The sequence below is a fragment of the Cellulomonas sp. ATA003 genome, assembly GCF_031582905.1.
Taxonomy (GTDB): Bacteria; Actinomycetota; Actinomycetes; order Actinomycetales; family Cellulomonadaceae; genus Pengzhenrongella.
The window spans coordinates 2902930-2928454 of sequence record NZ_CP133990.1 but is presented as its reverse complement, the minus strand read 5'-3'; the positions used below and the strand labels follow the sequence as shown (position 1 = coordinate 2928454).

23 protein-coding genes and 5 pseudogenes are annotated in these 25525 nt (G+C 74.8%); 26 read left to right on the top strand and 2 right to left on the bottom strand.

Going from position 1 to position 25525, the window contains the following annotated elements; all coding sequences use genetic code 11:
- Positions 1–42 precede the first annotated feature (42 nt).
- From REH70_RS14635 to whiG, 13 genes and pseudogenes are all read left to right on the top strand, one after another.
- On the top strand, positions 43–1140 hold the full coding sequence (locus tag REH70_RS14635; protein WP_310748367.1) for an amidohydrolase family protein: 1098 nt from the start codon (positions 43–45) through the stop codon (positions 1138–1140).
- Positions 1141–1317: 177 nt separating this feature from the next.
- Positions 1318–1740 carry a 30S ribosomal protein S16 gene (gene rpsP / locus REH70_RS14630; RefSeq protein WP_310748364.1) on the top strand — a complete coding sequence of 141 codons (423 nt, stop codon included), beginning with the start codon at positions 1318–1320 and terminating at the stop codon, positions 1738–1740.
- Complete coding sequence (locus tag REH70_RS14625) at positions 1740–1979, top strand: RNA-binding protein (protein ID WP_310748362.1); 240 nt, start codon at positions 1740–1742, stop codon at positions 1977–1979. Before rpsP ends, REH70_RS14625 begins: the two co-directional genes overlap by 1 nt.
- A gap of 153 nt (positions 1980–2132) precedes the next feature.
- Entirely contained in the window at positions 2133–2693 is a 561-nt protein-coding gene (gene rimM, locus REH70_RS14620; RefSeq protein WP_310748359.1) for a ribosome maturation factor RimM, read from the top strand.
- Positions 2694–2695: 2 nt separating this feature from the next.
- Positions 2696–3474, top strand: a pseudogene (trmD, locus tag REH70_RS14615) (tRNA (guanosine(37)-N1)-methyltransferase TrmD).
- A 233-nt stretch (positions 3475–3707) separates the two neighbouring features.
- Positions 3708–4067 carry a 50S ribosomal protein L19 gene (gene rplS / locus REH70_RS14610; protein ID WP_310748356.1) on the top strand — a complete coding sequence of 120 codons (360 nt, stop codon included), beginning with the start codon at positions 3708–3710 and terminating at the stop codon, positions 4065–4067.
- A 151-nt stretch (positions 4068–4218) separates the two neighbouring features.
- Entirely contained in the window at positions 4219–5154 is a 936-nt protein-coding gene (gene lepB, locus REH70_RS14605) for a signal peptidase I (protein ID WP_310748352.1), read from the top strand.
- Complete coding sequence (locus REH70_RS14600) at positions 5151–6074, top strand: ribonuclease HII (RefSeq protein ID WP_310748349.1); 924 nt, start codon at positions 5151–5153, stop codon at positions 6072–6074. The genes lepB and REH70_RS14600 overlap by 4 nt, the downstream gene beginning before the upstream one ends.
- A gap of 72 nt (positions 6075–6146) precedes the next feature.
- A complete protein-coding gene (locus REH70_RS14595) occupies positions 6147–6470 on the top strand; it encodes a DUF2469 domain-containing protein (RefSeq protein ID WP_310748346.1) in 324 nt (107 codons plus the stop codon).
- Positions 6471–6658: 188 nt separating this feature from the next.
- The gene (locus tag REH70_RS14590; RefSeq protein WP_310748344.1) at positions 6659–7015 is read left to right on the top strand and encodes a YraN family protein; all 357 of its coding nucleotides are present in this window, start codon (positions 6659–6661) and stop codon (positions 7013–7015) included.
- Positions 7015–8552: pseudogene (locus REH70_RS14585) on the top strand (YifB family Mg chelatase-like AAA ATPase). Before REH70_RS14590 ends, REH70_RS14585 begins: the two are co-directional and overlap by 1 nt.
- 459 nt (positions 8553–9011) lie before the next feature.
- Positions 9012–10889, top strand: coding sequence for a DNA-processing protein DprA (locus REH70_RS14580; protein WP_310748341.1), 1878 nt, complete (start codon positions 9012–9014; stop codon positions 10887–10889).
- Positions 10890–11005: 116 nt separating this feature from the next.
- Positions 11006–11884, top strand: a complete 879-nt coding sequence (whiG, locus tag REH70_RS14575) for an RNA polymerase sigma factor WhiG (protein ID WP_310748338.1) — start codon at positions 11006–11008, stop codon at positions 11882–11884.
- 131 nt (positions 11885–12015) lie between these two features.
- Here the strand turns inward: whiG and REH70_RS14570 are convergent.
- Positions 12016–12471 (bottom strand): annotated as a pseudogene (locus REH70_RS14570) (peptidoglycan DD-metalloendopeptidase family protein); the annotation flags it as partial.
- A 489-nt stretch (positions 12472–12960) separates the two neighbouring features.
- On the opposite strand from REH70_RS14570, the gene rpsB reads away from it, so the two are divergent.
- The 13 genes and pseudogenes from rpsB (at position 12961) to REH70_RS14505 (ending at position 24492) form a co-directional block, all read left to right on the top strand.
- The gene (gene rpsB, locus REH70_RS14565) at positions 12961–14001 is read left to right on the top strand and encodes a 30S ribosomal protein S2 (protein ID WP_310748335.1); all 1041 of its coding nucleotides are present in this window, start codon (positions 12961–12963) and stop codon (positions 13999–14001) included.
- 36 nt (positions 14002–14037) lie between these two features.
- Positions 14038–14877 (top strand): translation elongation factor Ts, encoded by an 840-nt coding sequence (tsf, locus tag REH70_RS14560; protein ID WP_310748331.1) that lies wholly within the window; start codon positions 14038–14040, stop codon positions 14875–14877.
- A 173-nt stretch (positions 14878–15050) separates the two neighbouring features.
- Positions 15051–15824, top strand: a complete 774-nt coding sequence (pyrH, locus tag REH70_RS14555) for a UMP kinase (RefSeq protein ID WP_310748326.1) — start codon at positions 15051–15053, stop codon at positions 15822–15824.
- Between the two features lie 93 nt (positions 15825–15917).
- Positions 15918–16475 (top strand): ribosome recycling factor, encoded by a 558-nt coding sequence (frr, locus tag REH70_RS14550; protein ID WP_310748323.1) that lies wholly within the window; start codon positions 15918–15920, stop codon positions 16473–16475.
- Between the two features lie 97 nt (positions 16476–16572).
- The gene (locus REH70_RS14545) at positions 16573–17328 is read left to right on the top strand and encodes a phosphatidate cytidylyltransferase (protein ID WP_310748320.1); all 756 of its coding nucleotides are present in this window, start codon (positions 16573–16575) and stop codon (positions 17326–17328) included.
- Positions 17329–17331: 3 nt separating this feature from the next.
- A pseudogene (gene rlmN / locus REH70_RS14540) lies at positions 17332–18537 on the top strand (23S rRNA (adenine(2503)-C(2))-methyltransferase RlmN); the annotation flags it as partial.
- 6 nt (positions 18538–18543) lie between these two features.
- Entirely contained in the window at positions 18544–19098 is a 555-nt protein-coding gene (locus REH70_RS14535; RefSeq protein WP_310754329.1) for a DivIVA domain-containing protein, read from the top strand.
- 2 nt (positions 19099–19100) lie between these two features.
- Complete coding sequence (gene dxr / locus REH70_RS14530; protein WP_310748317.1) at positions 19101–20333, top strand: 1-deoxy-D-xylulose-5-phosphate reductoisomerase; 1233 nt, start codon at positions 19101–19103, stop codon at positions 20331–20333.
- Positions 20334–20490: 157 nt separating this feature from the next.
- Positions 20491–20766, top strand: a complete 276-nt coding sequence (locus tag REH70_RS14525; RefSeq protein ID WP_310748314.1) for a hypothetical protein — start codon at positions 20491–20493, stop codon at positions 20764–20766.
- A 123-nt stretch (positions 20767–20889) separates the two neighbouring features.
- Positions 20890–21165, top strand: a complete 276-nt coding sequence (locus REH70_RS14520; RefSeq protein ID WP_310748311.1) for a site-2 protease family protein — start codon at positions 20890–20892, stop codon at positions 21163–21165.
- 94 nt (positions 21166–21259) lie between these two features.
- On the top strand, positions 21260–22192 hold the full coding sequence (locus REH70_RS14515; RefSeq protein ID WP_396134546.1) for a site-2 protease family protein: 933 nt from the start codon (positions 21260–21262) through the stop codon (positions 22190–22192).
- Positions 22193–22383: 191 nt separating this feature from the next.
- Positions 22384–23512: pseudogene (ispG, locus tag REH70_RS14510) on the top strand (flavodoxin-dependent (E)-4-hydroxy-3-methylbut-2-enyl-diphosphate synthase).
- Positions 23513–23703: 191 nt separating this feature from the next.
- On the top strand, positions 23704–24492 hold the full coding sequence (locus tag REH70_RS14505; RefSeq protein WP_310754325.1) for a GNAT family N-acetyltransferase: 789 nt from the start codon (positions 23704–23706) through the stop codon (positions 24490–24492).
- A gap of 70 nt (positions 24493–24562) precedes the next feature.
- Here REH70_RS14505 and REH70_RS14500 read toward each other — a convergent pair whose 3' ends face one another.
- Positions 24563–25462: a DNA-formamidopyrimidine glycosylase family protein gene (locus REH70_RS14500; RefSeq protein ID WP_310748309.1), complete on the bottom strand. Its 900-nt coding sequence runs from the start codon at positions 25460–25462 to the stop codon at positions 24563–24565.
- Between the last annotated feature and the right edge of the window lie 63 nt (positions 25463–25525).

The following is a 25525-nucleotide window of genomic DNA, read 5'->3' as shown; positions in this document are numbered from 1 at the left end:
GGCGTCCGGGCCCGGAATCGCGCGTGAGGGCCGGGGAGAGCGGTGACCGGCCCGGTCCTGCACGTCCGCGGCACCGTCGTGCTCGACGACGACCGGGAGGTCGGCGAGCTGTGGGTCGTCGACGGACGGGTGACGTTCACCCGTCCGCACGCGTCCGACGACGTCGCCACCCTGGCGGGCTGGGCCCTGCCCGGCCTGGTCGACGTCCACTGCCACATCGGCCTCGGCGCCGACGGCCCCGTGGACGCCGGGACCGCCGAGGCGCAGGCGCTCGCGGACCGGGACGCCGGCACGCTCCTCGTGCGTGACGCCGGGTCCCCGGCCGAGACGGGGTGGGTGCACGCGCGGGACGACCTGCCGCGGCTCATCCGGTCCGGGCACCACCTCGCCCGGCCCAAGCGGTACCTGCGCCACTACGGCCGTGAGCTCGCCGACCCGGTCGACCTGCCCGCCGCCGTCGCCGAGGAGGCCGCGCGCGGCGACGGCTGGGTCAAGCTGGTCGCCGACTGGATCGACCGGGACCTCGGGCCCGACGGCGACCTGCGCCCCCTGTGGCCCGACGACGTCCTGGCCGAGGCGGTCGCCGTCGCGCACGACCACGGTGCGCGGGTCACCGCGCACACGTTCGCCACGGAGGCGGTCCCCGGCCTGCTCGCCGCGGGCGTCGACTGCCTCGAGCACGGCACCGGGCTCACCCCCGGGCAGATCGACGAGGTCGCCCGGCGCGGCATCCCGGTGACGCCGACCCTGCTCCAGGTCGGCCGGTTCGAGGAGATCGCCGCGCAGGCGCACCGCTACCCGGTCTACGCCGAGCGCATGCGCCGCATGCACGCCCGCCGCCACCAGCACGTGCGCGACCTGCACGACGCCGGCGTCCGGCTGCTCGTCGGCACCGACGCCGGCGGGACGATCGAGCACGGGCGGATCGCCGCGGAGACCGCCGAGCTGGCCCGCGCCGGCGTGCCGGACGTCGACGTCGTCGCGGCCGCGAGCTGGCGGACCCGCGAGTACCTCGGCGTGCCGGGCCTCGAGGAGGGGGCGAGCGCCGACCTCGTCGTCCTCGACGCCGACCCCCGCCGGGACGTCCGGGTGCTCGCCGACCCGCGGGCGGTCGTGCTGCGCGGCCGGCGGGTCGCCTGACCGCGACGTGACGCAGCGCGGGTTGGGAGCCACGCGTGCGTCTGGCAGAATGGCCGGCTGTACTCGGTGCGCGGACCCTCTAGCCGCGCTCGGAGTCCCTCGGCCGGGCTGCCGACCTGCCCCCACGGGACCGGTCGCCGGGCCACCCTCAGCTCACATCCAGGAGAAGACCACACCGTGGCCACCAAGATCCGTCTCAAGCGCATGGGCAAGATCCGCCAGCCGTACTACCGCGTCGTCGTCGCCGACTCCCGCACCAAGCGGGACGGGCGCGCGATCGAGGAGATCGGCAAGTACCACCCCACCGAGGAGCCCTCGCTCATCGACATCAACTCCGAGCGGGCGCAGTACTGGCTCGGCGTCGGGGCGCAGCCGACCGAGCAGGTCATGGCGCTGCTCAAGGTGACCGGGGACTGGCAGAAGTTCAAGGGCCTGCCGGGTGCCGAGGGCACCCTGCGCGTCAAGGGCGAGAAGGTCGACCCGGCCGAGGCCATCGCGTCCGCCGCTGCGGACGCCGAGAAGGTCAAGGCCCGTGCGGCGGAGAAGAAGGCGTCCGCCCCGGCCGCCGAGCCCGCCGACACCTCGGACGAGCAGGCCTGATGCTCGCCGACGCGCTGGAGCACCTGGTGCGCGGCATCGTGGACCACCCGGACGACGTCCAGGTGAGCACGAAGGCGCTGCGCCGGGGCGAGGTGCTCGAGGTCCGGGTGCACCCCGAGGACCTCGGGCGCGTCATCGGCCGCGGCGGGCGCACGGCGCGCGCGCTGCGGACGGTGGTCGGCGCGTTGTCCGCGGACGGCTCCGTGCGGGTCGACGTCGTCGACGTCGACCGGCGCTGATCGCACGGTCCGCCGCACACACCCTGACCGAGGCCCGGTCCCCACGCTGGGGGCCGGGCCTCGGTCGTCCGTCCCACCGGCACCCGCCGGCACCCACCGGCACCCACCGGCGCTCGCCGGTCCACCGGCCCCACCCCTCGCGGAGGAACCACCATGCAGCTGACCGTCGCACGCATCGGCCGGGCGCACGGCCTGCGCGGCGAGGTCGCCCTCGACCTGCGCACCGACAGCCCCGAGGAGCGGCTCGCCGTCGGGCAGGTGCTCGCGACCGAGCCCGCGTCGGCCGGACCGCTGACCGTGGCCGCCACGCGTTCGCAGCACGGCCGCTGGTTCGCGACGTTCGCCGAGGCCGGGGACCGCACGGCCGCCGAGGCGCTGCAAGGCGTCGAGCTCGTCGTCGAGCCGGACGCCGACGACGACGAGGACGCCTGGTACCCGCACGAGCTCACCGGTCTGCGGGCCGAGCTGACCGACGGCACGGTCGTCGGGCGCATCACCGGCCTCGAGCACCTGCCCGCCCACGACGTCCTCGTGCTGGAGGAGGCGGGGACGCGCCACCGCACCCTCGTGCCGTTCGTCCGCGCGATCGTCCCCGTGGTCGACGTGCCCGGTGGCCGCGTCGTGCTCGACCCGCCCGGCGGCCTGCTCGCCTCCGACGCGGAGAACCTCGTGGTCTCGCCCGAGACCGGCGGCGACGACGCCGACGAGGACTGAGCGTGCGCGTCGACGTCCTGACGATCTTCCCCGCCTACCTCGCCCCGCTCGAGCTGTCGCTGGTCGGCAAGGCCCGCACGACCGGGCTGCTCGACGTCGCCGTCCACGACCTGCGCGACTGGACCACCGACCGGCACCGCACCGTGGACGACACCCCCTTCGGCGGCGGGGCCGGCATGGTCATGCGCCCCGACGTGTGGGGGTCGGCGCTCGACGACGTGCTGACGCCGGGCGCGCACCTGCTGGTGCCGACGCCGTCCGGTGCGCCGTTCACCCAGCGCACCGCGGAGGCGCTCGCGGGGAGGACCACCTCGTCGTGGCGTGCGGGCGGTACGAGGGCATCGACGCGCGCGTCGTCGAGCACTACCGCGAGCGCGGTGACGTCCGGGTCAGCGAGATCTCGCTCGGGGACTACGTGCTCAACGGCGGGGAGGTGGCCGCGCTCGTCGTCGTGGAGGCGGTCGCGCGGCTGCTGCCCGGCGTCGTCGGGAACCCGCACTCGCTCGTCGAGGAGTCGCACGGCGCGGCCGGGCTGCTGGAGTACCCCGTCTACACGAAGCCGCCCACGTGGGCGGGGCTCGACGTCCCCGAGGTGCTGACCTCGGGGCACCACGCCCGCGTGGAGCGGTGGCGTCGCGACGAGGCGCTGCGCCGGACGTCGGCCCGTCGTCCGGACCTCGTCGCCGCCCTCGACCCCGCGGACCTGGACGCCCACGACGTCGCCGTCCTGGGCGGGCTCGGCTGGACCGTGGACGCCCACGGGGTGCACCGCACGGGGTGACCGGTCGCGAGCCGGGGGCGACCGGGCTGTGAGCCGGCCGACGCCGGCGGCGGGTCCGCGACCGGTCGCCGGTGTGGCAGACTGGTCGGTCGGTGTGCGCCGGTCCCGCCCCTGCCACAGGGGGGACGACCCGACCACGTGGCGCACGCACCCGAACCACCGCCCATGGGCGCCGCTCCGGCGCCCATCGACCACGCGGCTGACCTGTGGCAGCGCGAGAGAGTGACACGACCATGCACACGCTCGACTCCGTCGACGCAGCATCGCTGCGCACCGACATCCCCGCCTTCCGGCCCGGCGACACCCTCAAGGTGAACGTCAAGGTCGTCGAGGGCAACCGCTCCCGTATCCAGGTCTTCCAGGGGGCCGTCATCTCCCGGACCGGCGGCGGCGTCCGCGAGACGTTCACCGTCCGCAAGGTGAGCTTCGGCGTCGGCGTCGAGCGCACCTTCCCGGTGCACTCCCCGACGCTGGAGTCCATCGAGGTCGTCACCCGCGGTGACGTGCGCCGCGCGAAGCTGTACTACCTGCGCAAGCTGCGCGGCAAGAAGGCGAAGATCAAGGAGAAGCGCGACAACGTGCCGGCCAAGTAGGCCGACGCGGGCGCGCTGCCGCTGATCGACCGACGGGCGGTCACCCTCACGGGGTGGCCGCCCGTCGGTGCACCCGGCACGCCGGAGGCGTCCCGGTGACGCCGTGGCCGGCGGTTAGGCCGGTACCCGGCACGGATGGCACAGTGAGGGCGTGAGGGACCAGCCACCGCCCGTGCCCGGCACGAGCCGGGACGAGGACGAGTCGATCGAGCCGATCCAGCCGGACGACGACGTCGTGCCGGCCGGCGGCGACGCCGACGGTCACCACGGCGGTGCCGTCGGTGAGGACGCCGGCGCGAGCCCGTTGCCGACGTCGTCCAGCTCCGGCGCGGAGGCCGCCGCTGTCGACGCGCACCCGGACGACGACGCCGTCGGGCCCACCGCGGCGGGCCACCGGGCCCGCGACCGCCGCACGTCCGGCGGGGCGCTGCTGCGCGAGACCGTCATCATCCTGGCCAGCGCGCTCGTGCTCTCCCTGGTCATCAAGACGTTCCTGTTCCAGGCGTTCTTCATCCCGAGCGCGTCGATGCGCGACACGCTCATCGAGGGCGACCGGGTGCTGGTCACCAAGCTCGCGCCGGGGCCGTTCGACGTGCACCGCGGTGACGCCGTCGTCTTCAAGGACCCGGGTGGCTGGCTGCCGCCGCCCACCCGGACCGAGCAGTCCCCGCTGCGCGAGCGCGTGACGTCGGTGCTCACCTACGTCGGCCTGCTGCCCCAGGACTCCGGCGAGCACCTCATCAAGCGCATCGTCGGTCTCCCCGGTGACCGGGTCTCGTCCGACGGCGAGGGCGGCCCGCTCACGGTGAACGGCGTCCCCGTCACCGAGCCGTACCTGCGGCCGTCCTCGGTGCCCAGCGAGGTCGCCTTCGACGTCGTCGTGCCGGACGACAGCCTGTGGGTCATGGGCGACAACCGGCAGAACTCCCAGGACTCGCGCTACCACCTCGGCGACCCCGGCGGCGGGGCCGTCCCCGTCGACAACGTCGTCGGCGTCGCCTTCGTCACCGTGTGGCCGCTCGACCGCCTCACCCTGCTGCGCAACCCCGGGGAGACCTTCGAGGCCGTCCCCGACGCCGCGCCATGAGCGCGGCGCGGTCCGCCGCCGGTGGTCGGGCGACCGTCCCCGGGCTGCGCGTGGAGAAGCGGCTGCTGCGGTCCGGGCACACGCTGCTCGGCGCGTGCGACGAGGTCGGACGGGGTGCGCTCGGTGGGCCGGTCACCGTCGGGATGGTCCTGGTGGACGCGAGCGTCCAGCGGCCGCTCGCGGGCGTCCGGGACAGCAAGCTGCTGACCCCGGCCGCCCGGGTCGCACTCGTGCCCCGCATCCGCCGCTGGGTGGTCGGCCACGCCGTCGGGCACGCGTCGGCGGAGGAGGTCGACGAGCACGGCATCATCGCGGCGCTGCGGATGGCGGGGCACCGGGCGCTGGCGGCTCTGCCCGCCCGCCCCGACGTCGTCCTGCTCGACGGCAACCACGACTGGCTGTCCGTGCCGCGCCAGCCCACCCTGTTCGAGGGCACGCCGCTGGCCGACCCCGAGCCGCCGCGCGTCCGCACGATGATCAAGGCGGACCTGCAGTGCTCGTCGGTCGCCGCCGCGAGCGTGCTCGCCAAGACCGAGCGCGACGCGATCATGGTCCGCCTCGCGGGTCTGCACCCCGGATACGGGTGGGAGGAGAACAAGGGCTACTCCACCGCTGCGCACCTCGAGGCGCTGCGCCGGCTCGGGCCGTCGGTGCACCACCGCCAGAGCTGGCGCCTGCCCGAGCTCGCGGGGCCGGACTGCGACCCGTTGTGGGACGTCCCGGGTGCGGGCGACGCCGTCAGCGACGTCCCGGTGCCGGCGGACGAGGTGCCTGGGGGCGGTGCGCCGGGTGACGGGGTGCCTGGCGACGGGGTGCCGGTCGACGGGGTGCCCGGGGACGAGGTGCCGCCCCGGGACGGTCTGGTGCTCGTCGACGACGGGCCCGCCACCGCGGTGGACCGCGGTCTGCTCGCCGGCTGAGCGTCCTCGCCGTCACGCGTCCCCGCCGGACGCGTGACGCCGGACGCCGTGGGGATGGTCCATGATGGTGCGGTGAGCGCGGAGGACCTCGAGAACTACGAGACGGACATGGAGCTCGCCCTGTATCGCGAGTACCGCGACGTGGTGGGCCTGTTCGCGTACGTCGTGGAGACCGAGCGACGGTTCTACCTCGCCAACCAGGTCGACCTGCAGGTGCGTTCGGCCGCCGGGGAGGTGTACTTCGAGCTCCGGCTCGGTGACGCCTGGGTGTGGGACGTGTACCGCTCGGCCCGGTTCGTGAAGTCGGTGCGGGTCGTGACGTTCAAGGACGTCAACGTCGAGGAGCTCGCCAAGGCCGAGCTCGACCTGTCCGGCGGGAGCGCGTTCCCCCGCTGACCGGCCGCCCGTGACGGTGCTCCGGCACCGTCGCACCCCCGCGCGACGATCCGGCCGCGCCTGTCGCGAGCCCGCGCCCCGGTGCGTCCGACCCAGGGCCGGCTCCGCGCGGCGTCGTCCACACCGTCCACCGCCGGTTCCGCGGGGACCGGTGCCCGACCGCGACGCTCGGTCGTGGAGGTGGTCACGTGCGCGCCAAGGACGCGGTGGGGCGGTACGGCGAGAACGTCGCGACGCGGTTCGTGCAGGACGCCGGGTGGCAGGTCCTGGACCGGAACTGGCGCGGCGCGGATGGTGAGCTCGACATCGTCGCCCTGGACGGCACGGCCCTGGTCACGGTCGAGGTCAAGACTCGCCGCGGTGTGGGCTTCGGCCATCCGGCCGAGGCGGTGACCGCGCGCAAGGTGGCCCGGCTGCGACGCCTGACGGCGCAGTGGGTCGCCGCGCACGACGTCCGCCCGCGGTCCATCCGCATCGACGTCATCGCGGTGCTCGTCCCACGCAGCGGTGCCGCCCACGTCGAGCACCTCGTCGGGATCGTCTGATGGGCCTCGGGCGGACCCTGGCGGTGAGCCTGCTCGGGATGTCCGGGCACCTCGTCGAGGTCGAGGCGCACCTGGCCGCGTCCGTCCCCGGCTTCACCCTCGTCGGCCTGCCGGACACGGCGCTCGCCGAGTCCCGGGACCGGGTCCGGGCGGCGGTCACGTCCTCCGGGCTGGGCTGGCCGCAGCGCCGCATCACCGTCAACCTGTCGCCCGCGTCGCTGCCCAAGGCAGGGTCCGCCTTCGACCTCGCGATCGCGGTCGCCATGCTGGCCGGGGCCGGCGCCCTGGACCCCGCCCGCGCCGCGCCCGTGGTCCACCTCGGCGAGCTCGGGCTCGACGGTCGGCTCCGTCCGGTGCGGGGGTGCTGCCCGCCGTCGCCGCGGCGGTCGCCGCCGGGCACGTCCGGGTCGTCGTCCCGGCCGGCAACGCCGCCGAGGCGCGACTGGTCCCCGGCGCGCAGGTCCTGGCGGCGGACACGCTGCTCGAGGTGGCGTGGCGGCTCGGCGCGGACGTCCCGGAGCCGGTCGCGGTGCCGCCCGCGCTCCTCGCGGCTGCGCCGACCCCGCGTGGTGCACCGCCCGACCTCGCCGAGGTGCTCGGGCAGCACGAGGCCCGGGCCGCCCTGGAGGTCGCCGCGGCGGGCGGGCACCACCTGCTCATGGTCGGCCCGCCCGGGGCCGGCAAGACGATGCTCGCGGCGCGGCTGCCGGGCCTCCTGCCCGACCTCGCCGAGGACGAGGCCGTCGAGGTGACCGCGGTGCACTCGGTGGCGGGCACCTTCAACCCCGCGGGTGGGCTGCTGCGTCGGCCCCCGTTCGAGGACCCGCACCACACCGCGACCGCGGCCGCCGTCATCGGCGGCGGGTCGGGGGTGCCGCGCCCCGGGGCGGCGTCGCGCGCCCACCGCGGTGTGCTGTTCATGGACGAGGCACCGGAGTTCTCCCCGGGCGTGCTGCAGACGCTGCGGCAGCCGCTCGAGCACGGCGAGCTCGTCATCCAGCGAGCCGGCGGGACGGCCCGGTACCCCGCCCGCTTCCAGCTCGTGCTCGCCGCCAACCCCTGCCCGTGCGGCAAGGCGGTCGGCAAGGGCCTGGACTGCGTGTGCGCCCCGATCGCCCGACGCCGCTACTGGTCCCGTCTCTCCGGGCCGCTGCTGGACCGTGTCGATCTGCAGGTCGAGGTGCACGCCGCGTCCCGGGCGCAGATCGACGGCGCGGTGGCGGGGGAGAGCACCGCCGCGGTCGCCGCCCGCGTCCACGCCGCGCGCCGCCGGCAGGCGGAGCGGCTCGCCGGCACCCCGTGGCGGACGAACGCCGAGGTGCCCGGGCACTGGATGCGCGCCGCCCTGCGCGGGCAGCCGGCGCTGTTCACCGAGCTGGACCGTGCGCTCGACCGCGGGCTGCTGAGCCTGCGCGGCGTCGACCGCGTGCTGCGGGTCGCGTGGACGCTGGCCGACCTCGCGGGGCGGGCTGCTCCCGGACGCGCCGACGTCGGGCAGGGGCTCCTGCTGCGGACCCGCGGGCAGGTGGGGGCATGACCGCGCGCTCGCGGCCGCCGTGGCGCGACGACGAGCGGTGCGCCCGCGCCGCCTGGAGCCGCCTGGCGGAGCCGGGGGACACCACCGCCGGCACGCTCGTGGGCGTCCTGGGGGCCGTCGGGGCGCTCGACTGGGTGCAGGACGTGCTCGGGGACGGTCCGGACGGCCCAGCCGCCTGCGGCGGAGGAGCACCGGCGGTCACGGACCGGCACCTCGACCGCCTGACCGAGCACGCGGGGCCGGTGGACCCCGGCGGACGACGCCGCCTCGGTGCCGCGGTCGTGCGGTGGGCGCCGCGCTGGCCCGGCCTCGACCCGCGCCGCGACCTCGACCTGCTCGAGACCCTCGGTGGCACGCTGCTGCACCCGGGCCAGGAGTCCTGGCCGGCGGGGCTCGACGACCTCGGCGCCACCGCTCCGGCCTGCCTCTGGGTGCGGGGAGAGTGCTCTCGGGTCGCTCGTGCGGCGGTCGGTCGCCCTCGTCGGCGCGCGCGCGTCCACCGCGTACGGCGACCACGTCGCGGGCGAGCTCGCCACCGGGCTCGCGGACCGGCGGTTCACGGTCGTCTCCGGCGGGGCCTACGGCATCGATGCCGCCGCGCACCGCGGTGCGGTGGTCGCCGGAGCGCCGACGGTCGTCCTGCTCGCCGGCGGGGTGGACCGGCCCTACCCGGCGGGCAACGCCCCGCTGCTGCGGCGGGTCGTGGAGACCGGCGGGGCGGTGGTCAGCGAGGTGCCGCCCGGCAGCGTGCCCAGCCGTACCCGCTTCCTGCTGCGCAACCGCCTCATCGCCGGGGCGAGCCGCGCCACCGTGGTCGTGGAGGCGGCCTGGCGCTCCGGGGCCCTGAGCACGTCGGGGCACGCGCTCGCGATGCTGCGGCCGGTCGGCGCGGTCCCCGGACCGGTGACGTCGATGGCGTCCGCCGGCTGCCACCGGCTCCTGCGCGACGGGTCTGCGGTGTGCGTCACGGATGCCGCCGAGGTCGCCGAGCTCGCCGGGGACCTGGGGACCGACCTCGCGCCCGTGCCCCCGGTCCGCACGCCGACGGCGACGGGATGGGCGAGGAGGCGCGCCGCGTGCTCGACGGGCTCCCGATCACCCGCGCGGCGTCGGTGGCGTCGATCGCCCGCGCCAGCGGTCTCGGCGAGGCGGAGGTCCGGGGTGTCCTGGGCTTGCTGGAGCTCGACGGGCTGGCGCTCAGCGAGGCGGGTGGATGGCGGCGCACGCGACGGGTCCCACGTGCCGGGACCTGAACGCGACCGCCGGTCGCACGATGTTGTGACTTTGGTCACGGCGTCGGTCACCGGGCACGGGGCAAAAGCCGCGGATCGGGCTCCCGGGGACGGGAAAGGCCCTGCCACAGGGGTGTTGGCCTTGTCGCTGCGGGCGACGGACGTCACGGTAGACGCCATGCATCCGCCCGCCGACGTCGACGACGCCTCCGTGGCGCCGCTCGACGCGTTCGCGGAGCACCTCGCCCTCCAGCGGGGCCTGTCCGAGCACACGGTCCGCGCCTACGTCGGCGACCTCACGCACCTCGTGCGCTTCGCGCAGGACCGCGGCCGACGGGGGCTCGAGGAGGTGGACCTCGCCCTGCTGCGGGAGTGGCTCGCCACCATGGTCGAGGGAGACCTCAGTCGCGCGACCCTGGCGCGCCGGGCGGCGGCGGTGCGCTCCTTCTTCACCTGGGCGCACCGCACCGGCCGGGTGACGGAGAACCCGGCACTGCGGCTGGCGTCGGCTCGGACCCCGGTCGCGCTGCCCGTCGTGCTGGACGTCGAGCCGGCCGCCCGCCTGCTCGAGGTCGCCCGGACCCGCGCCGACGACGGTGACCCGATCCACCTGCGTGACTGGTCGGCGCTCGAGCTGCTCTACGCGACCGGGGCCCGGGTGGGGGAGGTGGCGGGCGCCGACGTCGACGACGCCGACCTCTCCCACCGCACCCTGCGCGTCCTGGGCAAGGGCGGCAAGGAGCGGGTGGTGCCCTTCGGTGTCCCGGCGGCCCGGGCGCTCACCGTCTGGCTCGAGACCGGCCGCCCCCGGCTCGCCGTCGACGGCTCAGGCCCCGCGCTCTACCTCGGCCGTCGCGGCCGACGGGTCGACCAGCGTCAGCTGCGCGCCGCCGCGCACGACGCCGCCCTGCTCGCAGGGGTCCCGGACGTCGCCCCGCACGCGCTGCGCCACAGCGTCGCCACGCACCTGCTCGCCGGCGGGTCGGACCTGCGCAGCGTCCAGGAGGTCCTCGGTCACGCCAGCCTCGCCACCACGCAGCGCTACACGCACGTGTCCGCCGACCGGCTGCGCGACTCCTTCCGCCAGGCGCACCCACGCGCATGAGCGACCGCCACGGCCCCCGCGACGGCTCTACCACCTCCACGTCGGCGCCACCGGTGGGTCCCCCGCCGGGTCGCGGCGACGCGCTGCCCCGGCCCCGGGCGCCGCACCCCACGGTGGTGTTCGAGGACGACGACCGCGTCGCGGAGGTCGTCGCCGAGGTCGAGGCGGTCATCGAGAGCGCGGACCTGGACGTGGACCTGGACGTCGAGGTCGACCTGTCCGACCCGTCCGTCGCCGACCTCATCACCGACGCGTGGGTGCGGTACAAGTCCACCGGGGACCGGGTGCAGCGCGAACGGCTGATCCTGCACTACGCGCCGCTGGTCACCGCGGTCGCCAGCCGGGTCGGCATGCGGGTGCCCTCCAGCGTCGAGCACGCCGACCTCGTCTCGTCCGGCATGTTCGGCCTGATCGACGCGATCGAGAAGTACGAACCCGGACGCGGGGTGAAGTTCGAGACCTACGCCGGCACCCGCGTCCGCGGCGCGATCATCGACGAGCTGCGGTCGACCGACTGGATCCCGCGCTCCGTGCGCACCAAGGCCCGCGCGGTGGACCGTGCCTACGCCGAGCTCGAGGGCGAGCTGCGGCGGACGCCCACCGAGCACGAGGTCGCCCAGCGGCTCGAGATGGGCGTGGGCGAGCTGCGTGCCGTCCTCGCGCAGGTGGCGACCGTGAACGTCGCGGCGCTCGACGAGCTGCTCGGCGGCGGCGAGCGCGGGGACGCCGCCTCGCTCGGTGACACCCTGCAGGACGACCGTGCACCCGACCCGGCCGGCACGTTCGAGACGCGCGAGACCAAGTACCTGCTCGCGCGCGCGATCGAGCAGCTCGGGGAGCGGGAGAAGATCGTCCTGGTCCTCTACTACTACGAGAACATGACGCTCGGGGAGATCGGCCGGATCCTCGGGGTCACCGAGTCCCGCATCTCCCAGATGCACAGCGCCGCGATGGTGCGCCTGCGCGCCACGCTCGCGGAGTCCGAGCGCGGCTGACACCGCTCGCCGCTGGTCCCGTCACCCCGCGGGAGCAGGACGACCGGTCCGCGGCCGAGCACCCAGCGCATGGGGTCCAGGTACTCCTCCCCGCGGCGCAGCCCCCAGTGCAGGCACGTCACGGGCACGCAGTGCCCGGGTTCCGCACCCACCGAGCCGACCGCCTGACCGCGGACGACCCGTTGGCCGACGCCGACCGACGCCGCGACCGGTTCGAGGCTCGACCGCAGGCCGTCGTCGTGCGTCACGGTCAGGACCCCGCGGTCGACCACCGTGCCGGCGAACGTCACCACGCCGGGACCGGGCGCGTGCACCGGCTGCCCCGGACGGGCGGCGAGGTCCACCCCCGGTGCCCGGGGGCCCACGGTCGCGCCGGACCGTCGAACGGGCGGAGGACGACGACCGGTGCGGGGAGGGGCAGTGCGAACGTCCGGATGGGCGCCGGGTCGTCGGGTGCCGAGCGGGGTGCCGCGGGCCGCAGGGCCGGCGGGGCGTCGACACCCAGCGGCCACGTCGGCCCCGCCGCCCCTGTCGTGGCCGCCCCCGTGGCGGGCTCGTCCGGTTCTCCGGCGGGTCCGGCGGCCCATGCGGCCGCCGGGTCGCCGCTGGGGGGCGCGCCCCCGGTACCCACCCCGCCGGCGACACCCACCGCTCCCAGCGAGACGCCCACGACCACCGCTGCCACCACCGCCGCTGCTCGCACCATGGCCCGACCGTCGTCCTCGGCGGCGGGGCGGCACGGCCGCGCGCGTGGCGCCGGTGGACGGGGGCGACGTCACACCGGTTGGGGGCGGCGGCCCACCGGGGCGACCAGCGCCGTCCGGTACAGTAGGGGTCGCGACCGGCCTGAGCCGGTCGACTTCGCGCGCCCTCACCACGCCGCCAGCCGCCTCGGACCCCGGTCCGACGGCCTGCGGCCACGGGACGCCGTACTGACAGCGGTCCGGCCTTGCCGGCGTCAGCACGGACGGGCGCCAGGGGCACCGACCACCCGGCCGGTGCCGACAACCGACGCGGGTCGTCACCGACCCGCCTGCACGAGTGCGCACACCGCGTGTGCGCCGAGAGGACGTGCCATGGCCGTCGTGACCATGCGCCAGCTGCTCGAGAGCGGTGTCCACTTCGGGCACCAGACCCGTCGCTGGAACCCCAAGATGAAGCGCTTCATCTTCACCGAGCGCAACGGCATCTACATCGTCGACCTGCAGCAGTCGCTCGGGTACATCGACACCGCCTACAACTTCGTCAAGGAGACCGTCGCCCACGGCGGCACCATCCTGTTCGTCGGGACGAAGAAGCAGGCGCAGGAGCCCGTCGCCGAGCAGGCCGCGCGCGTGGGGATGCCCTACGTCAACCAGCGCTGGCTCGGTGGGATGCTCACCAACTTCCAGACGGTCAACAAGCGGCTCCAGCGCCTCAAGGAGCTCGAGCAGATCGACTTCGACGACGTCGCCGGCTCCTCCTTCACCAAGAAGGAGCTGCTCATCATGCGTCGCGAGCGGGACAAGCTCGCCAAGACCCTGGGCGGCATCCGCGACATGGGCCGCGTGCCCTCCGCCGTGTGGATCGTCGACACGAACAAGGAGCACCTCGCGGTCGACGAGGCGCGCAAGCTCAACATCCCGATCGTCGCGATCCTCGACACCAACTGCGACCCGGACGTCGTCGACTACAAGATCCCGGGCAACGACGACGCGATCCGCGCCGTCACCCTGCTGACCCGCGTGATCGCCGACGCCGTCGCCGAGGGCCTCATGCAGCGTCACTCCGGGAAGGCCGCCGCCGGTGCGGACGCCGCCGCGGAGCCGCTGGCCGAGTGGGAGCGCGAGCTGCTCGCCGGCTCCGAGGCCGAGCTCGCCTCGCCGTCCGCCGTCGAGGCGCCCGTCGACACGAACCCGGGCACCGAGTCCGCGGAGTCGGTCGTCAACGCCACGCAGTCGCCGGCCCCCGCGGTCGCCGAGGACCTGACCGAGACGCAGCCCGGCCAGCCCGGCCCGGCCGAGGTCGCCACGCCCCCCGGCAACGACGCGGCCCCGGCCGTCGACGCCGCCGCTGCGGCTGCCGCCCCGGAGATCGCCGAGGCCCAGGCCGCCGACACGGCGTCCGACCAGGCCTGACGCAGCACACCTTCCGACTACAGAGGACTGACACCTATGGCGAACTACACCGCCGCTGACATCAAGGCGCTCCGCGAGCGCACCGGTGCGGGCATGCTCGACGTCAAGAAGGCGCTCGACGAGGCCGAGGGCGACTCGGCCAAGGCGCTGGAGATCATCCGCGTCAAGGGTCTCAAGGGCGTCTCCAAGCGCGAGGGGCGCGCGGCGTCCGACGGCCTCGTGGCCGCCGACGTGCAGGACTCGGCCGACGGCCAGGTCGGCGTCCTCGTCGAGATCAACTCGGAGACGGACTTCGTCGCGAAGAACGCCACGTTCCTCGCCCTGGCGGACCGCGTCCTCGCGGCCGCCGTCTCCACCGGCGCCTCGGACGCGGCGGCGCTCGCCGCGGCCGAGGTCGAGGGCGGCTCCGTGCAGTCCGTCGTCGACGAGGCCGCCGCGACCCTCGGCGAGAAGATCGTCGTGCGTCGCGTGGCCCGCGTCGCCGGCGAGAGCGTCGCGACGTACCTGCACAAGGTCAACAAGGACCTGCCCCCGCAGGTCGGCGTGCTCGTCGCCGCGGACGCCCAGGGCGCCTCGGTGGCCAAGGACATCGCGATGCACATCGCGGCGTACTCCCCGACGTACCTGACGCGCGAGGACGTCCCCGCCGACGTCGTCGCGTCGGAGCGTCACATCGCCGAGGAGACCTCGCGCAACGAGGGCAAGCCGGAGGCCGCGCTGCCGAAGATCATCGAGGGGCGCCTCAACGGCTTCTTCAAGGAGAACGTGCTCGTCGAGCAGGCCTTCGCGAAGGACCCGAAGAAGACGGTCGGCCAGGTGCTGACCGAGGCCGGCGGCACGGTCACCGGGTTCGCCCGGTTCCGCGTCGGCGCCTGACGCGAGCCCGCTGAGGTGGCCCCGGTCCGCACGGACCGGGGCCACCTGCGCAGGGGCTCCTGCCGAGGGACCGTGTGAGCGCCGCACCCGGGGCCGACCGCACGGAGCACCACCAGCAGCACCCATCAGCACGCAGCAGCACAGCCCCGGGACCGACGGCCAGTGGAGGACGCATGACGCAGGGGCTCGAGCCGGGAACGGCCGCACGGACCACGAGGGTGCGCGGTGTCGACCGCGACGGAGCGCGCCGGGTGCTGCTCAAGCTCTCCGGCGAGACGTTCGGCGGGGGCTCGGTCGGCCTCGCCCCCGACGTCGTCCAGCGGGTCGCCGGCGAGATCGCCGTCGCCGTGGGCACCGGTGTCCAGGTGGCGATCGTCGTCGGCGGCGGCAACTTCTTCCGCGGCGCCGAGCTCTCCCAGCGCGGTCTGGACCGGGCGCGCGCCGACTACATGGGCATGCTCGGGACGGTCATGAACTGCCTCGCGCTGCAGGACTTCCTCGAGCAGGCGGGGGTGTCGACGCGCGTGCAGACCGCCATCACGATGGGCCAGGTCGCCGAGCCGTACATCCCGCTGCGCGCGATCCGGCACCTCGAGAAGGGTCGCGTCGTCATCTTCGGCGCCGGCGCCGGCATGCCGTACTTCTCGACCGACACCGTCGCCGCGCAGCGCGCCCTGGAGACCCACTGCCAGGAGGTGCTCATGGGCAAGAACGGCGTCGACGGCGTCTACACCGCCGACCCGCGCACCGACCCGGCGGCCGTGAAGCTCGACCACCTGACCTACACCGACGCACTCGTCGGCGACCTGGCCGTCATGGACGCCACGGCCATGAGCCTGTGCCGCGACAACGACGTGACCATGCGGGTGTTCGGCATGAACGAGCCCGGCAACGTCACCCGCGCCCTACAGGGTGAGAAGATCGGCACGCTCGTCACCTCCGCCTGACGCGCGCCCGGCGCGCGCACCGACGCGCATGACCGACGCCCGCGACCGACGCCCGCGAGCAGCACACGCAGCACCACTGACGAAGGAGCACCGGTGATCGACGAGACCCTCTTCGAGGCCGAGGAGAAGATGGACAAGGCGATCGAGGTCGCCAAGGAGGACTTCGCGACGATCCGGACGGGACGCGCCAACCCGGCGATGTTCTCCAAGATCACCGTGGAGTACTACGGCAGCCCGACCCCGCTGCAGCAGCTCGCGTCGTTCACGACGCCCGAGGCGCGCACCATCCTCATCTCCCCGTTCGACAAGTCGTCCCTCGGGTCGATCGAGCGGACCTTGCGCGACTCCGACCTCGGCGTGAACCCGTCGAACGACGGCAACGTCATCCGGATCAACCTGCCCGTCCTGACCCAGGAGCGACGCAAGGAGTACGTCAAGCTCGCGAAGACGAAGGCGGAGGACGCACGCATCTCGGTCCGCAACATCCGCCGCCGCGCCAAGGAGGAGCTCGACCGCATCGCCAAGGACGGCGAGGCCGGCGAGGACGAGGTCGGCCGCGCGGAGAAGGAGCTCGAGGCGTTGACCCGGAAGCGCATCGAGGCGATCGACACCGTCCTCGCGGCCAAGGAGAGCGAGCTCCTGGCGGTCTGATGACAGAGCTCGCGAGCCCCGACACCACCGCCCGGGCCCCCGCGCCGGCCGCAACCTCCCGGTCGCGATCGTCGTCGGCCTGGGGCTGCTCGCGCTGGTGGGAGCGTCGCTGTTCCTGGTCAAGGAGGCGTTCGTCCTGGTGGCGCTCGCCGCGGTCGGGGTCTCCCTGTGGGAGCTCGCGCAGGCTTTCGCACGCCGGGGAATCAACCTGCCGCTGCTGCCGTTGCTGGTGGGAGCGGCAGGGATCCTCGTCTCGGCGTACGTGGCCGGTGAGGAGGCGCTGTTGGTGTCGTTCATGCTCACGGCAGGCGGCGTCGTCGTCTGGCGGGTGATCGACGGCACCGGTCCGGCGGCGCTGCGCGACAGCATGGCCGGGGTGTTCGCCGCGGCCTGGCTGCCGTTCCTCGGCGGCTTCGTGATGCTCATGCTCGCGATGCCGGACGGGGCACGTCGCGTCCTGCTGTTCGTCCTGCTGGCCGTGGCCAGCGACGTCGGCGGCTACGTCGCCGGCGTGCTCGCCGGGCGCCACCCGTTGGCGCCGTCCGTCAGCCCCAAGAAGACCTGGGAGGGGCTGGGCGGATCTGTCCTGCTGTCCTGCCTGGTCGGGGCGGCAGGGATCACCTGGCTGCTCGGCGGTGACCCGCTGATCGGCGTGGGCCTCGGCCTGGCGACCGTCGCCACCGCGACCCTGGGTGATCTCGCGGAGTCCTTGATCAAGCGCGACCTCGAGCTCAAGGACATGGGCAGCGTGCTCCCCGGGCACGGTGGGGTCCTGGACCGCCTGGACTCCATGCTGCTGACCGCACCGGTCGTGCACCTCGTCCTGCTGGCTGCTCTGCCGGTGGGTGCCTGACGGATGGAAGACCCCACGATGACCGCCACACCGACCGCCACCCCGACCAGCCGCGACGCGGCCGGCGGGATCCAGGTGTCGCCCCGCCCGGCGACGCCGATCCCGCTCAACCTCGCCCCGCCGACGACGCGTGGCAAGCGCGGCAAGCCGCCCCGCCACTTCGTCGACCTCACGCCCGCCGAGCGGGTCGACGCGGTGACGGAGCTGGGGGAGAAGCCGTTCCGGGCCAAGCAGCTCGCGACGCACTACTTCACCCACCTCGACCCGAGCCCGGCCGCGATGACGGACCTGCCCGCCGCGAGCCGCGACACGCTGGTCAAGGGGCTCTTCCCGCAGCTGCTCACCCCCGTGCGCACCATGCAGGCCGACGGCGGCACCACGGTCAAGACGCTGTGGCACCTGTTCGACGGCGCCAAGGTCGAGTCGGTGCTCATGCGCTACCCGAACCGCTCGACGCTGTGCGTCTCGAGCCAGGCCGGCTGCGGCATGGCGTGCCCGTTCTGCGCGACCGGCCAGCTCGGTCTGACCCGCAACCTGTCCACGGCCGAGATCGTCGAGCAGGTGCGCTCCGCGGCGAAGTCGCTCGCCGACGGCGAGGTCCCCGGCGGTCCGACCCGGCTGTCGAACCTCGTGTTCATGGGCATGGGCGAGCCCCTGGCCAACTACAAGGCCGTCATGGAGACCGTCCGCCGGCTCGTCGCCCCGACGCCGGACGGCTTCGGCATGTCGGCCCGCAACATCACGGTGTCGACCGTCGGGCTGGTCCCGGCGATCGAGAAGCTGACGAAGGAGGGCATCCCGGTCACGCTGGCGGTGTCCCTGCACGCGCCGGACGACGAGCTGCGCGACGAGCTCGTCCCGATCAACACCCGGTGGAGCGTCGACGAGACCCTCGACGCCGCCCGGCGCTACTTCGACGTCACCGGCCGCCGGGTGTCCATCGAGTACGCGCTCATCAAGGACATGAACGACCACGCGTGGCGCGCCGACCTGCTCGGCGAGAAACTCAACGCGCGCGGCAAGGGCTGGGTGCACTGCAACCCCATCCCGCTCAACCCGACCCCCGGGTCGAAGTGGACCGCGAGCGAGCGGGACGTCGAGGACGAGTTCGTCCGGCGCCTGCGCGCCCACGGCATCCCGACGACGATCCGCGACACGCGGGGCAGCGACATCGACGGGGCGTGCGGCCAGCTCGCGGCCGAGGAGGACCCCGGCATGAGTCAGGGCGCCTTCCGCACGGTGTCCCGCCTGAGGCACGGGTACGCCCCGGCCGAGGTGGACGCGTTCTTCGACCGCGCCCGTCGGGTGTACGAGGGCAAGGCCGAGGGCTCCCTCACCGGGCGGGACGTGCGGGGGACGGCGTTCGACCTCGTGCGCGGCGGGTACGTCACCGGTGCGGTCGACGCGGCGCTGGACCGGCTCGAGGCCGCGTTCGCGAGCCGGGCCCGTGAGGAGTACGTCGCCCGGCACGGCCGGGAGGCGTGGACGGCCCAGCTCGCCGACGGCGCGCGGACGCTCGACGCGCGCCTGACCCGTCCCGACGGCGAGCGGTTCGCCCCGGCGGGGCGCGGCGAGCCGGCCTACGACCGGGCCGACGTCGACGCGCTGTGCCGCCGGCTGGTCGCCTGCTTCGACCACCGCGAGCCGATGAGCGCGGACGAGGTCCGGTCGGCCACGTTCGGGCGCCGCCGTGGCGCCGCCGGCTACGCCGAGGCGCCGGTCGACGCGTTCCTCGCGCGGGCCGTCGAGATCCTGCTGGGAACGGAGTGACGATGACCGGCACCCACGAGACCACCCCGGCCGCCGAGCCCCGCAGCGTGGTTCTGCTCGGCTCGACCGGCTCGATCGGCACGCAGGCGGTCGACGTCCTGCAGCGCCACCCGGACCGCTTCCGGGTCACCGGGATCAGCGCGGGCGGCGCCGACCCGGTCGCCCTCGCGCGGCAGGCGGTGGCCCTCGGCGCCCAGACCGTCGCGGTGGCCGACGCCGACGCGGCCGGCCCGGTCTTCGCCGCGGTCGCCGACGCCGCCTTCTCCTCGGGCCGGCCCTTCGCCGGCATCGAGGTCCTCACCGGCCCGGACGCGGCGTCCCAGCTCGCGGCCCGCGGCGCGGACGTCGTCCTCAACGGCATCACCGGGTCGGTCGGCCTGGGGCCGACCCTCGCGGCCCTACGGGCCGGCAGCACGCTGGCGCTGGCGAACAAGGAGTCGCTCGTCGTCGGTGGGGCGCTCGTCGCCGCCGAGCTGCAGCGACCCGACCAGATCGTCCCGGTCGACTCCGAGCACTCCGCGATCGCCCAGGCGCTGCGCTCCGGGCGGCACGGCGGCCCCGACTCCGAGGTGCGCCGCCTCGTGCTCACCGCCTCGGGCGGGCCGTTCCGCGGGCGCTCGCGCGACGAGCTCGAGCCGGTGACGGCCGACGAGGCGCTCGCCCACCCCACCTGGTCCATGGGGCCGGTGGTGACGATCAACTCCGCGACCCTGATGAACAAGGGCCTCGAGCTGATCGAGGCGCACCTGCTCTTCGGGGTACCGACCGACGACATCACCGTCGTCGTCCACCCGCAGTCGGTCGTGCACTCCATGGTCGAGTTCCGCGACGGCTCCACGATCGCCCAGGCGTCCCCGCCGGACATGCGGCTGCCGATCGCGCTCGGCCTGTCCTGGCCCGACCGCCTGCCCGACGTCGCCCCGGCGTGCGACTGGCGCAGCGCGACGAGCTGGACCTTCGAGCCCCTCGACGAGACGGCGTTCCCGGCCGTCGGGCTCGCCCGCGCGGCGGTGGCCGCGTCGGCGACCCACCCCGCCGTCCTCAACGCCGCGAACGAGCAGTGCGTCGCGGCGTTCCTCGCCGGCCGGGTCGGCTTCCTCGACATCGTCGACACGGTCGCCGCCGTCCTCGAGGAGCACGACGGCGTCGGCGGCAGCGACCTCACCCTCGAGGCGGTCCTGGACGCCGAGACCTGGGCGCGCGCCCGGGCGGACGAGCTGCTCGACCGCCGCTGACGCGCGTCGGTCGGCCCTGTCGCGCGGCGGACCGGCGGGTCTACCGTCGGACGATGGCCGAGCTGACCGTGCCGATCCTGCCCAGCCGTGACCTGCGCGAGACGCTGCGCTTCTACGGGGCGCTCGGGTTCGAGAACGTGGGCGCCGAGCCCGAGGAGTGGGACTACTCATCCTGCGGCGCGGCGGGCTGGTGCTGCACGTCGTGGCGTCGCCCGACGTCGACCCGCTCACCACCGCCGGGATGTGCTTCGCCTCCGTCGACGACGCGGACGCCGTCCACGCCGCGTGGCGCGACGTCGTGCCACCGGGGACCGACCCGGCGACCGGCAGCAGGCTGACCGAGCCGGCCGACACCGCGTACGGGATGCGGGAGTTCGCCCTGATGGACCCCAGCGGCAACCTCGTCCGGGTCGGGTCGCCGCTGCCGGGCTGACCGCCGCGTGCCGGCCTGCTGCGGATCGCCCGCACGGCTGCCGACGCACCCAGGTCGGCGGGGCACAATGGGCCCCGACGCGCGGCCGGCCTCTGCCGCGACGCGCCCGGGGGACGGAGCGGTATGGAGTACGGCGTCGGTGTGCTCGTCATGGTGGTCGGGATCCTCGTCTCGATCGCGCTGCACGAGGTCGGTCACATGGTCCCCGCCAAGCGGTTCGGCGTGCGGGTCAGCCAGTACATGGTCGGGTTCGGCCCGACCCTGTGGTCGCGCACCCGCGGGGAGACCGAGTACGGGATCAAGGCCATCCCGCTGGGCGGCTTCGTGCGCCTGGTCGGGATGTACCCCCGCCGGACGCGGTCGGCAACCCGCCGGTGCGTGGCTGGCTGGGCCGGATGATCCAGGACGCGCGCGAGCAGAGCGCGCTGGAGATCCACCCGGGGAGGACCACCGCGCGTTCTACCGGCTGTCCACGCCGAAGAAGCTCGTCGTCATGCTCGGCGGCCCGGTGATGAACCTCGTCATCGCCGCGGTGCTGCTCGCGGTCGTGATGGTCGGCATCGGGGTGCCCGGCTGGAGCACGACGGTGGGCTCGGTGTCGGACTGCGTCGTGCCCGCCGCCTCCGAGGCCCGCGAGTGCGGCCCGGACGACCCCGTCGCACCGGCGGCGGCCGCGGGCGTGCGGGTGGGGGACGAGCTCGTCGCCTTCCGCGGTGAGCCGGTCGCCTCCTGGGAGTCGCTCCAGGACGCCATCCGCGACACGGGCGCGGACCCGGTCGCCCTCGTCGTGCAGCGCGACGGCGAGCCCCTGACCCTCACGGTCACGCCTCTGGTCACCGAGCGGCCGGTGATCGGGCCCGACGACGGCCCGGTGCTCGACGCGGACGGCGAGGTCACCACCGAGCCGGTCGGCTTCCTGGGTGTCGGTCCCACGCCGACGCTCGTGCGTCAGCCGCTGACCGAGGTGCCGACGCTGCTCGGCACGTACGTCGTGCGCACCGTCGGCGTGGTGGTCAACCTGCCCAGCCGCATCGCCGATGTCGCCGAGGCCGCCTTCGGCACCGCACCCCGTGACCCGGACGGCGTCATCGGCGTGGTCGGCATCAGCCGGGTCGCCGGCGAGGTCACCGCGGCGGAGGAGGGGGTCTTCGGGCTCACCGCCGAGGTCATCCTGCTGCTGCAGCTCATCGCGTCGCTCAACATCGCCCTGTTCGTGTTCAACCTCATCCCGATCCTGCCGCTCGACGGGGGGCACATCGCGGGGGCGCTGTACGAGGGGGCCCGTCGGCAGGTGGCGCGCGTCCGGGGGCTGCCCCGGCCACGGCCGGTCGACATCGCCCGGATGACCCCCTCACCCTGGGGATGGTGGTCGTCTTCCTCGGGCTCGGGGCGTTGCTCGTGTACGCCGACCTGGTCCGCCCGGTGACCCTCCCGGGTTGATCCGCGGCCCTGCCGCGCGGGCCTGCTGGGCCGCTCCGCGAGCGGGGGACCGGCCGCTGCACGATGTGGACGTCGCGTGAGGGAACGCGGGTGAAACACGTATCACAGCCCCCCGCGGGCGGTGCGGGCGCCGTCCGGGGCGATACTGGGAGCGTGAGCATCCCGATCAGCCTTGGCATGCCGGAGGCGCCGCCCCCCGTGCTGGCCCCCGCCGTCCCACCCGCCAGATCCAGGTCGGCAAGGTCGCCGTCGGCGGCGGTGCCCCGGTGAGCGTGCAGTCGATGTGCACCACGCAGACCACCGACATCAACGCGACGCTGCAGCAGATCGCCGAGCTGACCGCGTCCGGCTGCGACATCGTGCGGGTCGCGGTCCCGACGCAGGACGACGCCGACGCGCTGCCAGTCATCGCGCGCAAGTCGCAGATCCCGGTGATCGCCGACATCCACTTCCAGCCCAAGTACGTGTTCGCCGCGATCGACGCCGGCTGCGCCGCGGTCCGCGTGAACCCGGGCAACATCCGCAAGTTCGACGACCAGGTCAAGGAGATCGCCCGCGCGGCGTCCGACGCGGGCGTCTCCATCCGCATCGGCGTCAACGCCGGTTCGCTCGACCCCCGCCTGCTGGCGAAGTACGGCAAGGCGACGCCCGAGGCGCTCGTCGAGTCCGCGGTCTGGGAGGCGTCGCTGTTCGAGGAGCACGGCTTCCACGACTTCAAGATCTCGGTCAAGCACAACGACCCGGTCATCATGGTCCGCGCCTACGAGCTGCTGTCCGAGGCCGGGGACTGGCCGCTGCACCTCGGGGTCACCGAGGCGGGCCCGGCGTTCCAGGGGACGATCAAGTCGGCGACCGCGTTCGGCGCGCTGCTGAGCAAGGGCATCGGGGACACCATCCGGGTCTCGCTGTCCGCGCCGCCGGTCGAGGAGGTCAAGGTCGGCATCCAGATCCTGCAGTCGCTGAACCTGCGACCCCGCAAGCTGGAGATCGTGTCCTGCCCCTCGTGCGGGCGCGCGCAGGTCGACGTCTACACGCTCGCCGAGAAGGTCACCGCCGGCCTGGAGGGCCTCGAGGTCCCGCTGCGCGTGGCCGTCATGGGCTGCGTCGTCAACGGTCCGGGGAGGCGCGCGAGGCCGACCTCGGCGTCGCGTCCGGCAACGGCAAGGGGCAGATCTTCGTCAAGGGGCAGGTCGTCAAGACGGTCCCCGAGTCGCAGATCGTCGAGACCCTCATCGAGGAGGCCATGCGCATCGCCGACGGAATGGAGCGCACCGCGGACGGCGCCCCGGTCGTCACCGTCGGCTGACACCGCCCCTGCGGACGGGTCCCGGAGGGACCCGTCCGCACCGGACGGCGATGCGCCGCGCGACCATCCGGACGGTGGTGCACAATTCACCCATGGGACGCTGGCACGGCGCGACCCTGAGCGGCAGAGCGGCCGACGGTCGCCTGCTCCAGGACGCCGACATCGAGGCCGCCATGGCCGTGTGCGCACGCGTGCCCGTCGACTCCGTCCTCGCCGCCAGCCGCATCGCCGTGGCCGCCCGGACCGGGCTGGGACCCGCGGGTGGCCAGCTGTGGGGCTACGAGCGCGAGGGTGAGCTCAACGCCGTCTGCTGGGCCGGCGCCAACGTCGTCCCGGTGGTGCCCGACGGCGACCCCCGCGCCCTGGACGCCTTCGCCCGGATGGCGCACGAGCAGGGCCGACGGTCCTCGTCGATCGTCGGGCAGGCGGACGCCGCCCTCGGGCTGTGGGAGCGGCTGCGCGACCGGTGGCCCGCCCCGCGCGAGGTCCGGGCCAACCAGCCGTCGCTGGTCATCGACCACGACCCGCTGGTCAAGCCCGACGCCGTCGTGCGCCGGTCGGTGCCCGAGGAGTACCCCGTCGTGCTGCCCGCCTGCATCGAGATGTTCGCCGAGGAGGTGGGCTACTCCCCGGCGTCCGGCCCGCACGGTCCGTACGAGCAGCGCGTCCGGACCCTCATCGCCGAGGGCCGGTCCTTCGTGCGGCTCGGCAAGGGCCGCCTGGGTGCGCAGGTCGAGTTCAAGGCCGAGCTCGGCGCCGTCGCCGGTGGGGTCGCCCAGGTCCAGGGCGTCTGGGTCGAGCCCGGGCACCGCGGGCGCGGGCTCTCGGAGTCCGGCATGGCGGCGGTCGTCGAGCTGACCCGTCGCGACGTGGCCCCCACGGTCTCCTTGTACGTCAACGACTACAACGTGCGCGCGCTCGCGGCCTACCGCCGGGTCGGGTTCCGCCAGGTGGGCACGTACGCGACCGTCCTGTTCTGACCGACGCCGGCACCGAGGGGCGCCTGCTCCGAGGGGCGCCTGCTCGGGCGGCGTCGGCCGCGGCCGGCACTCAGCGCAGCAGCCGGGACAGCCGGCGGTCGGCGAGCGGCTGCCCGCCGGTCTGACACGTCGGGCAGTACTGCAGGGACGAGTCCGCGAAGGACACCTCGTGGACGGTGTCGCCGCACGGGACGCCGTCCCACCCGGGGCACGGCAGCCCGGTGCGGCCGTGGACCCGCATGCCGCGTCGCTTGGCGTCCTTGAGCTCGGCCGCGGGCTTGCCCGCCGCGGCCTCGACCGCCTCGCGCAGCACCCGCAGGATCGCAGCGTGCAGCACCCCGGCCGCCACGGTGTCGAAGGACCGCGTCAGCGCGAACGGGCTCGTGCGGGCCGCGTGCAGGATCTCGTCGGAGTAGGCGTTGCCGATCCCCGCGATCGTCCCCTGGTCGCGGAGCACGCCCTTGACCTGCTTGTTGCGGGACGCGAGCAGCGCGGCGAACCGCTCCGCGGTGAACTCGTCCGACAGCGGCTCCACCCCGAGCGTCGCGACCGCGGGGATCGACCCCGGGTCGGTGACGACGTGCACCGCGAGGCGCTTGCGCGTCCCGGCCTCGGTGAGGTCGAAGCCGGCGCCGTCCGCGAGGCGCACCCGCAGCGCGATCGGGGACCTGCCAGGACGGACGGCGGTGGCCGGCACCCGGTCGAACCAGCGCAGCCACCCGGCCCGGGCGAGGTGGAGGACGAGGTGGAGCCCGCCGCCGTCGCCAGGCGTGGTGGGCTCCGTGGTGACGTCGAGCCACTTGCCGCGGCGCACGACGTCGGTCACGGTGCGCCCGGCGAGGTCGGCCGGCGCGGGCGCGAAGGTCTTCAGCGCGCTGATCGCGCCCACCTCGACCCCGGCGATCGCCACACCGGTGGTGCGGTCGCGCAGGAACCGGACGAGGGCTTCGACCTCGGGCAGCTCGGGCATGCGCTCATCGTGGCGCACCGCGGGCCGTTGTCCACCCCGACCGAGGGGTGCCGGGGCGGCCAC

What these genes read in the sequence shown, in the direction of transcription:
- REH70_RS14625 (WP_310748362.1), top strand. Translation starts at nt 1,740, where the DNA reads ATGCTCGCCGACGCGCTGGAGCACCTGGTGCGCGGCATCGTGGACCAC.
- rimM (WP_310748359.1), top strand. Translation starts at nt 2,133, where the DNA reads ATGCAGCTGACCGTCGCACGCATCGGCCGGGCGCACGGCCTGCGCGGC.
- rplS (WP_310748356.1), top strand. Translation starts at nt 3,708, where the DNA reads ATGCACACGCTCGACTCCGTCGACGCAGCATCGCTGCGCACCGACATC.
- REH70_RS14600 (WP_310748349.1), top strand. Translation starts at nt 5,151, where the DNA reads ATGAGCGCGGCGCGGTCCGCCGCCGGTGGTCGGGCGACCGTCCCCGGG.
- rpsB (WP_310748335.1), top strand. Translation starts at nt 12,961, where the DNA reads ATGGCCGTCGTGACCATGCGCCAGCTGCTCGAGAGCGGTGTCCACTTC.
- tsf (WP_310748331.1), top strand. Translation starts at nt 14,038, where the DNA reads ATGGCGAACTACACCGCCGCTGACATCAAGGCGCTCCGCGAGCGCACC.
- pyrH (WP_310748326.1), top strand. Translation starts at nt 15,051, where the DNA reads ATGACGCAGGGGCTCGAGCCGGGAACGGCCGCACGGACCACGAGGGTG.
- REH70_RS14535 (WP_310754329.1), top strand. Translation starts at nt 18,544, where the DNA reads ATGAGTCAGGGCGCCTTCCGCACGGTGTCCCGCCTGAGGCACGGGTAC.
- dxr (WP_310748317.1), top strand. Translation starts at nt 19,101, where the DNA reads ATGACCGGCACCCACGAGACCACCCCGGCCGCCGAGCCCCGCAGCGTG.
- REH70_RS14520 (WP_310748311.1), top strand. Translation starts at nt 20,890, where the DNA reads ATGGAGTACGGCGTCGGTGTGCTCGTCATGGTGGTCGGGATCCTCGTC.
- REH70_RS14515 (WP_396134546.1), top strand. Translation starts at nt 21,260, where the DNA reads ATGCTCGGCGGCCCGGTGATGAACCTCGTCATCGCCGCGGTGCTGCTC.
- REH70_RS14500 (WP_310748309.1), bottom strand. Translation starts at nt 25,462, where the DNA reads ATGCCCGAGCTGCCCGAGGTCGAAGCCCTCGTCCGGTTCCTGCGCGAC.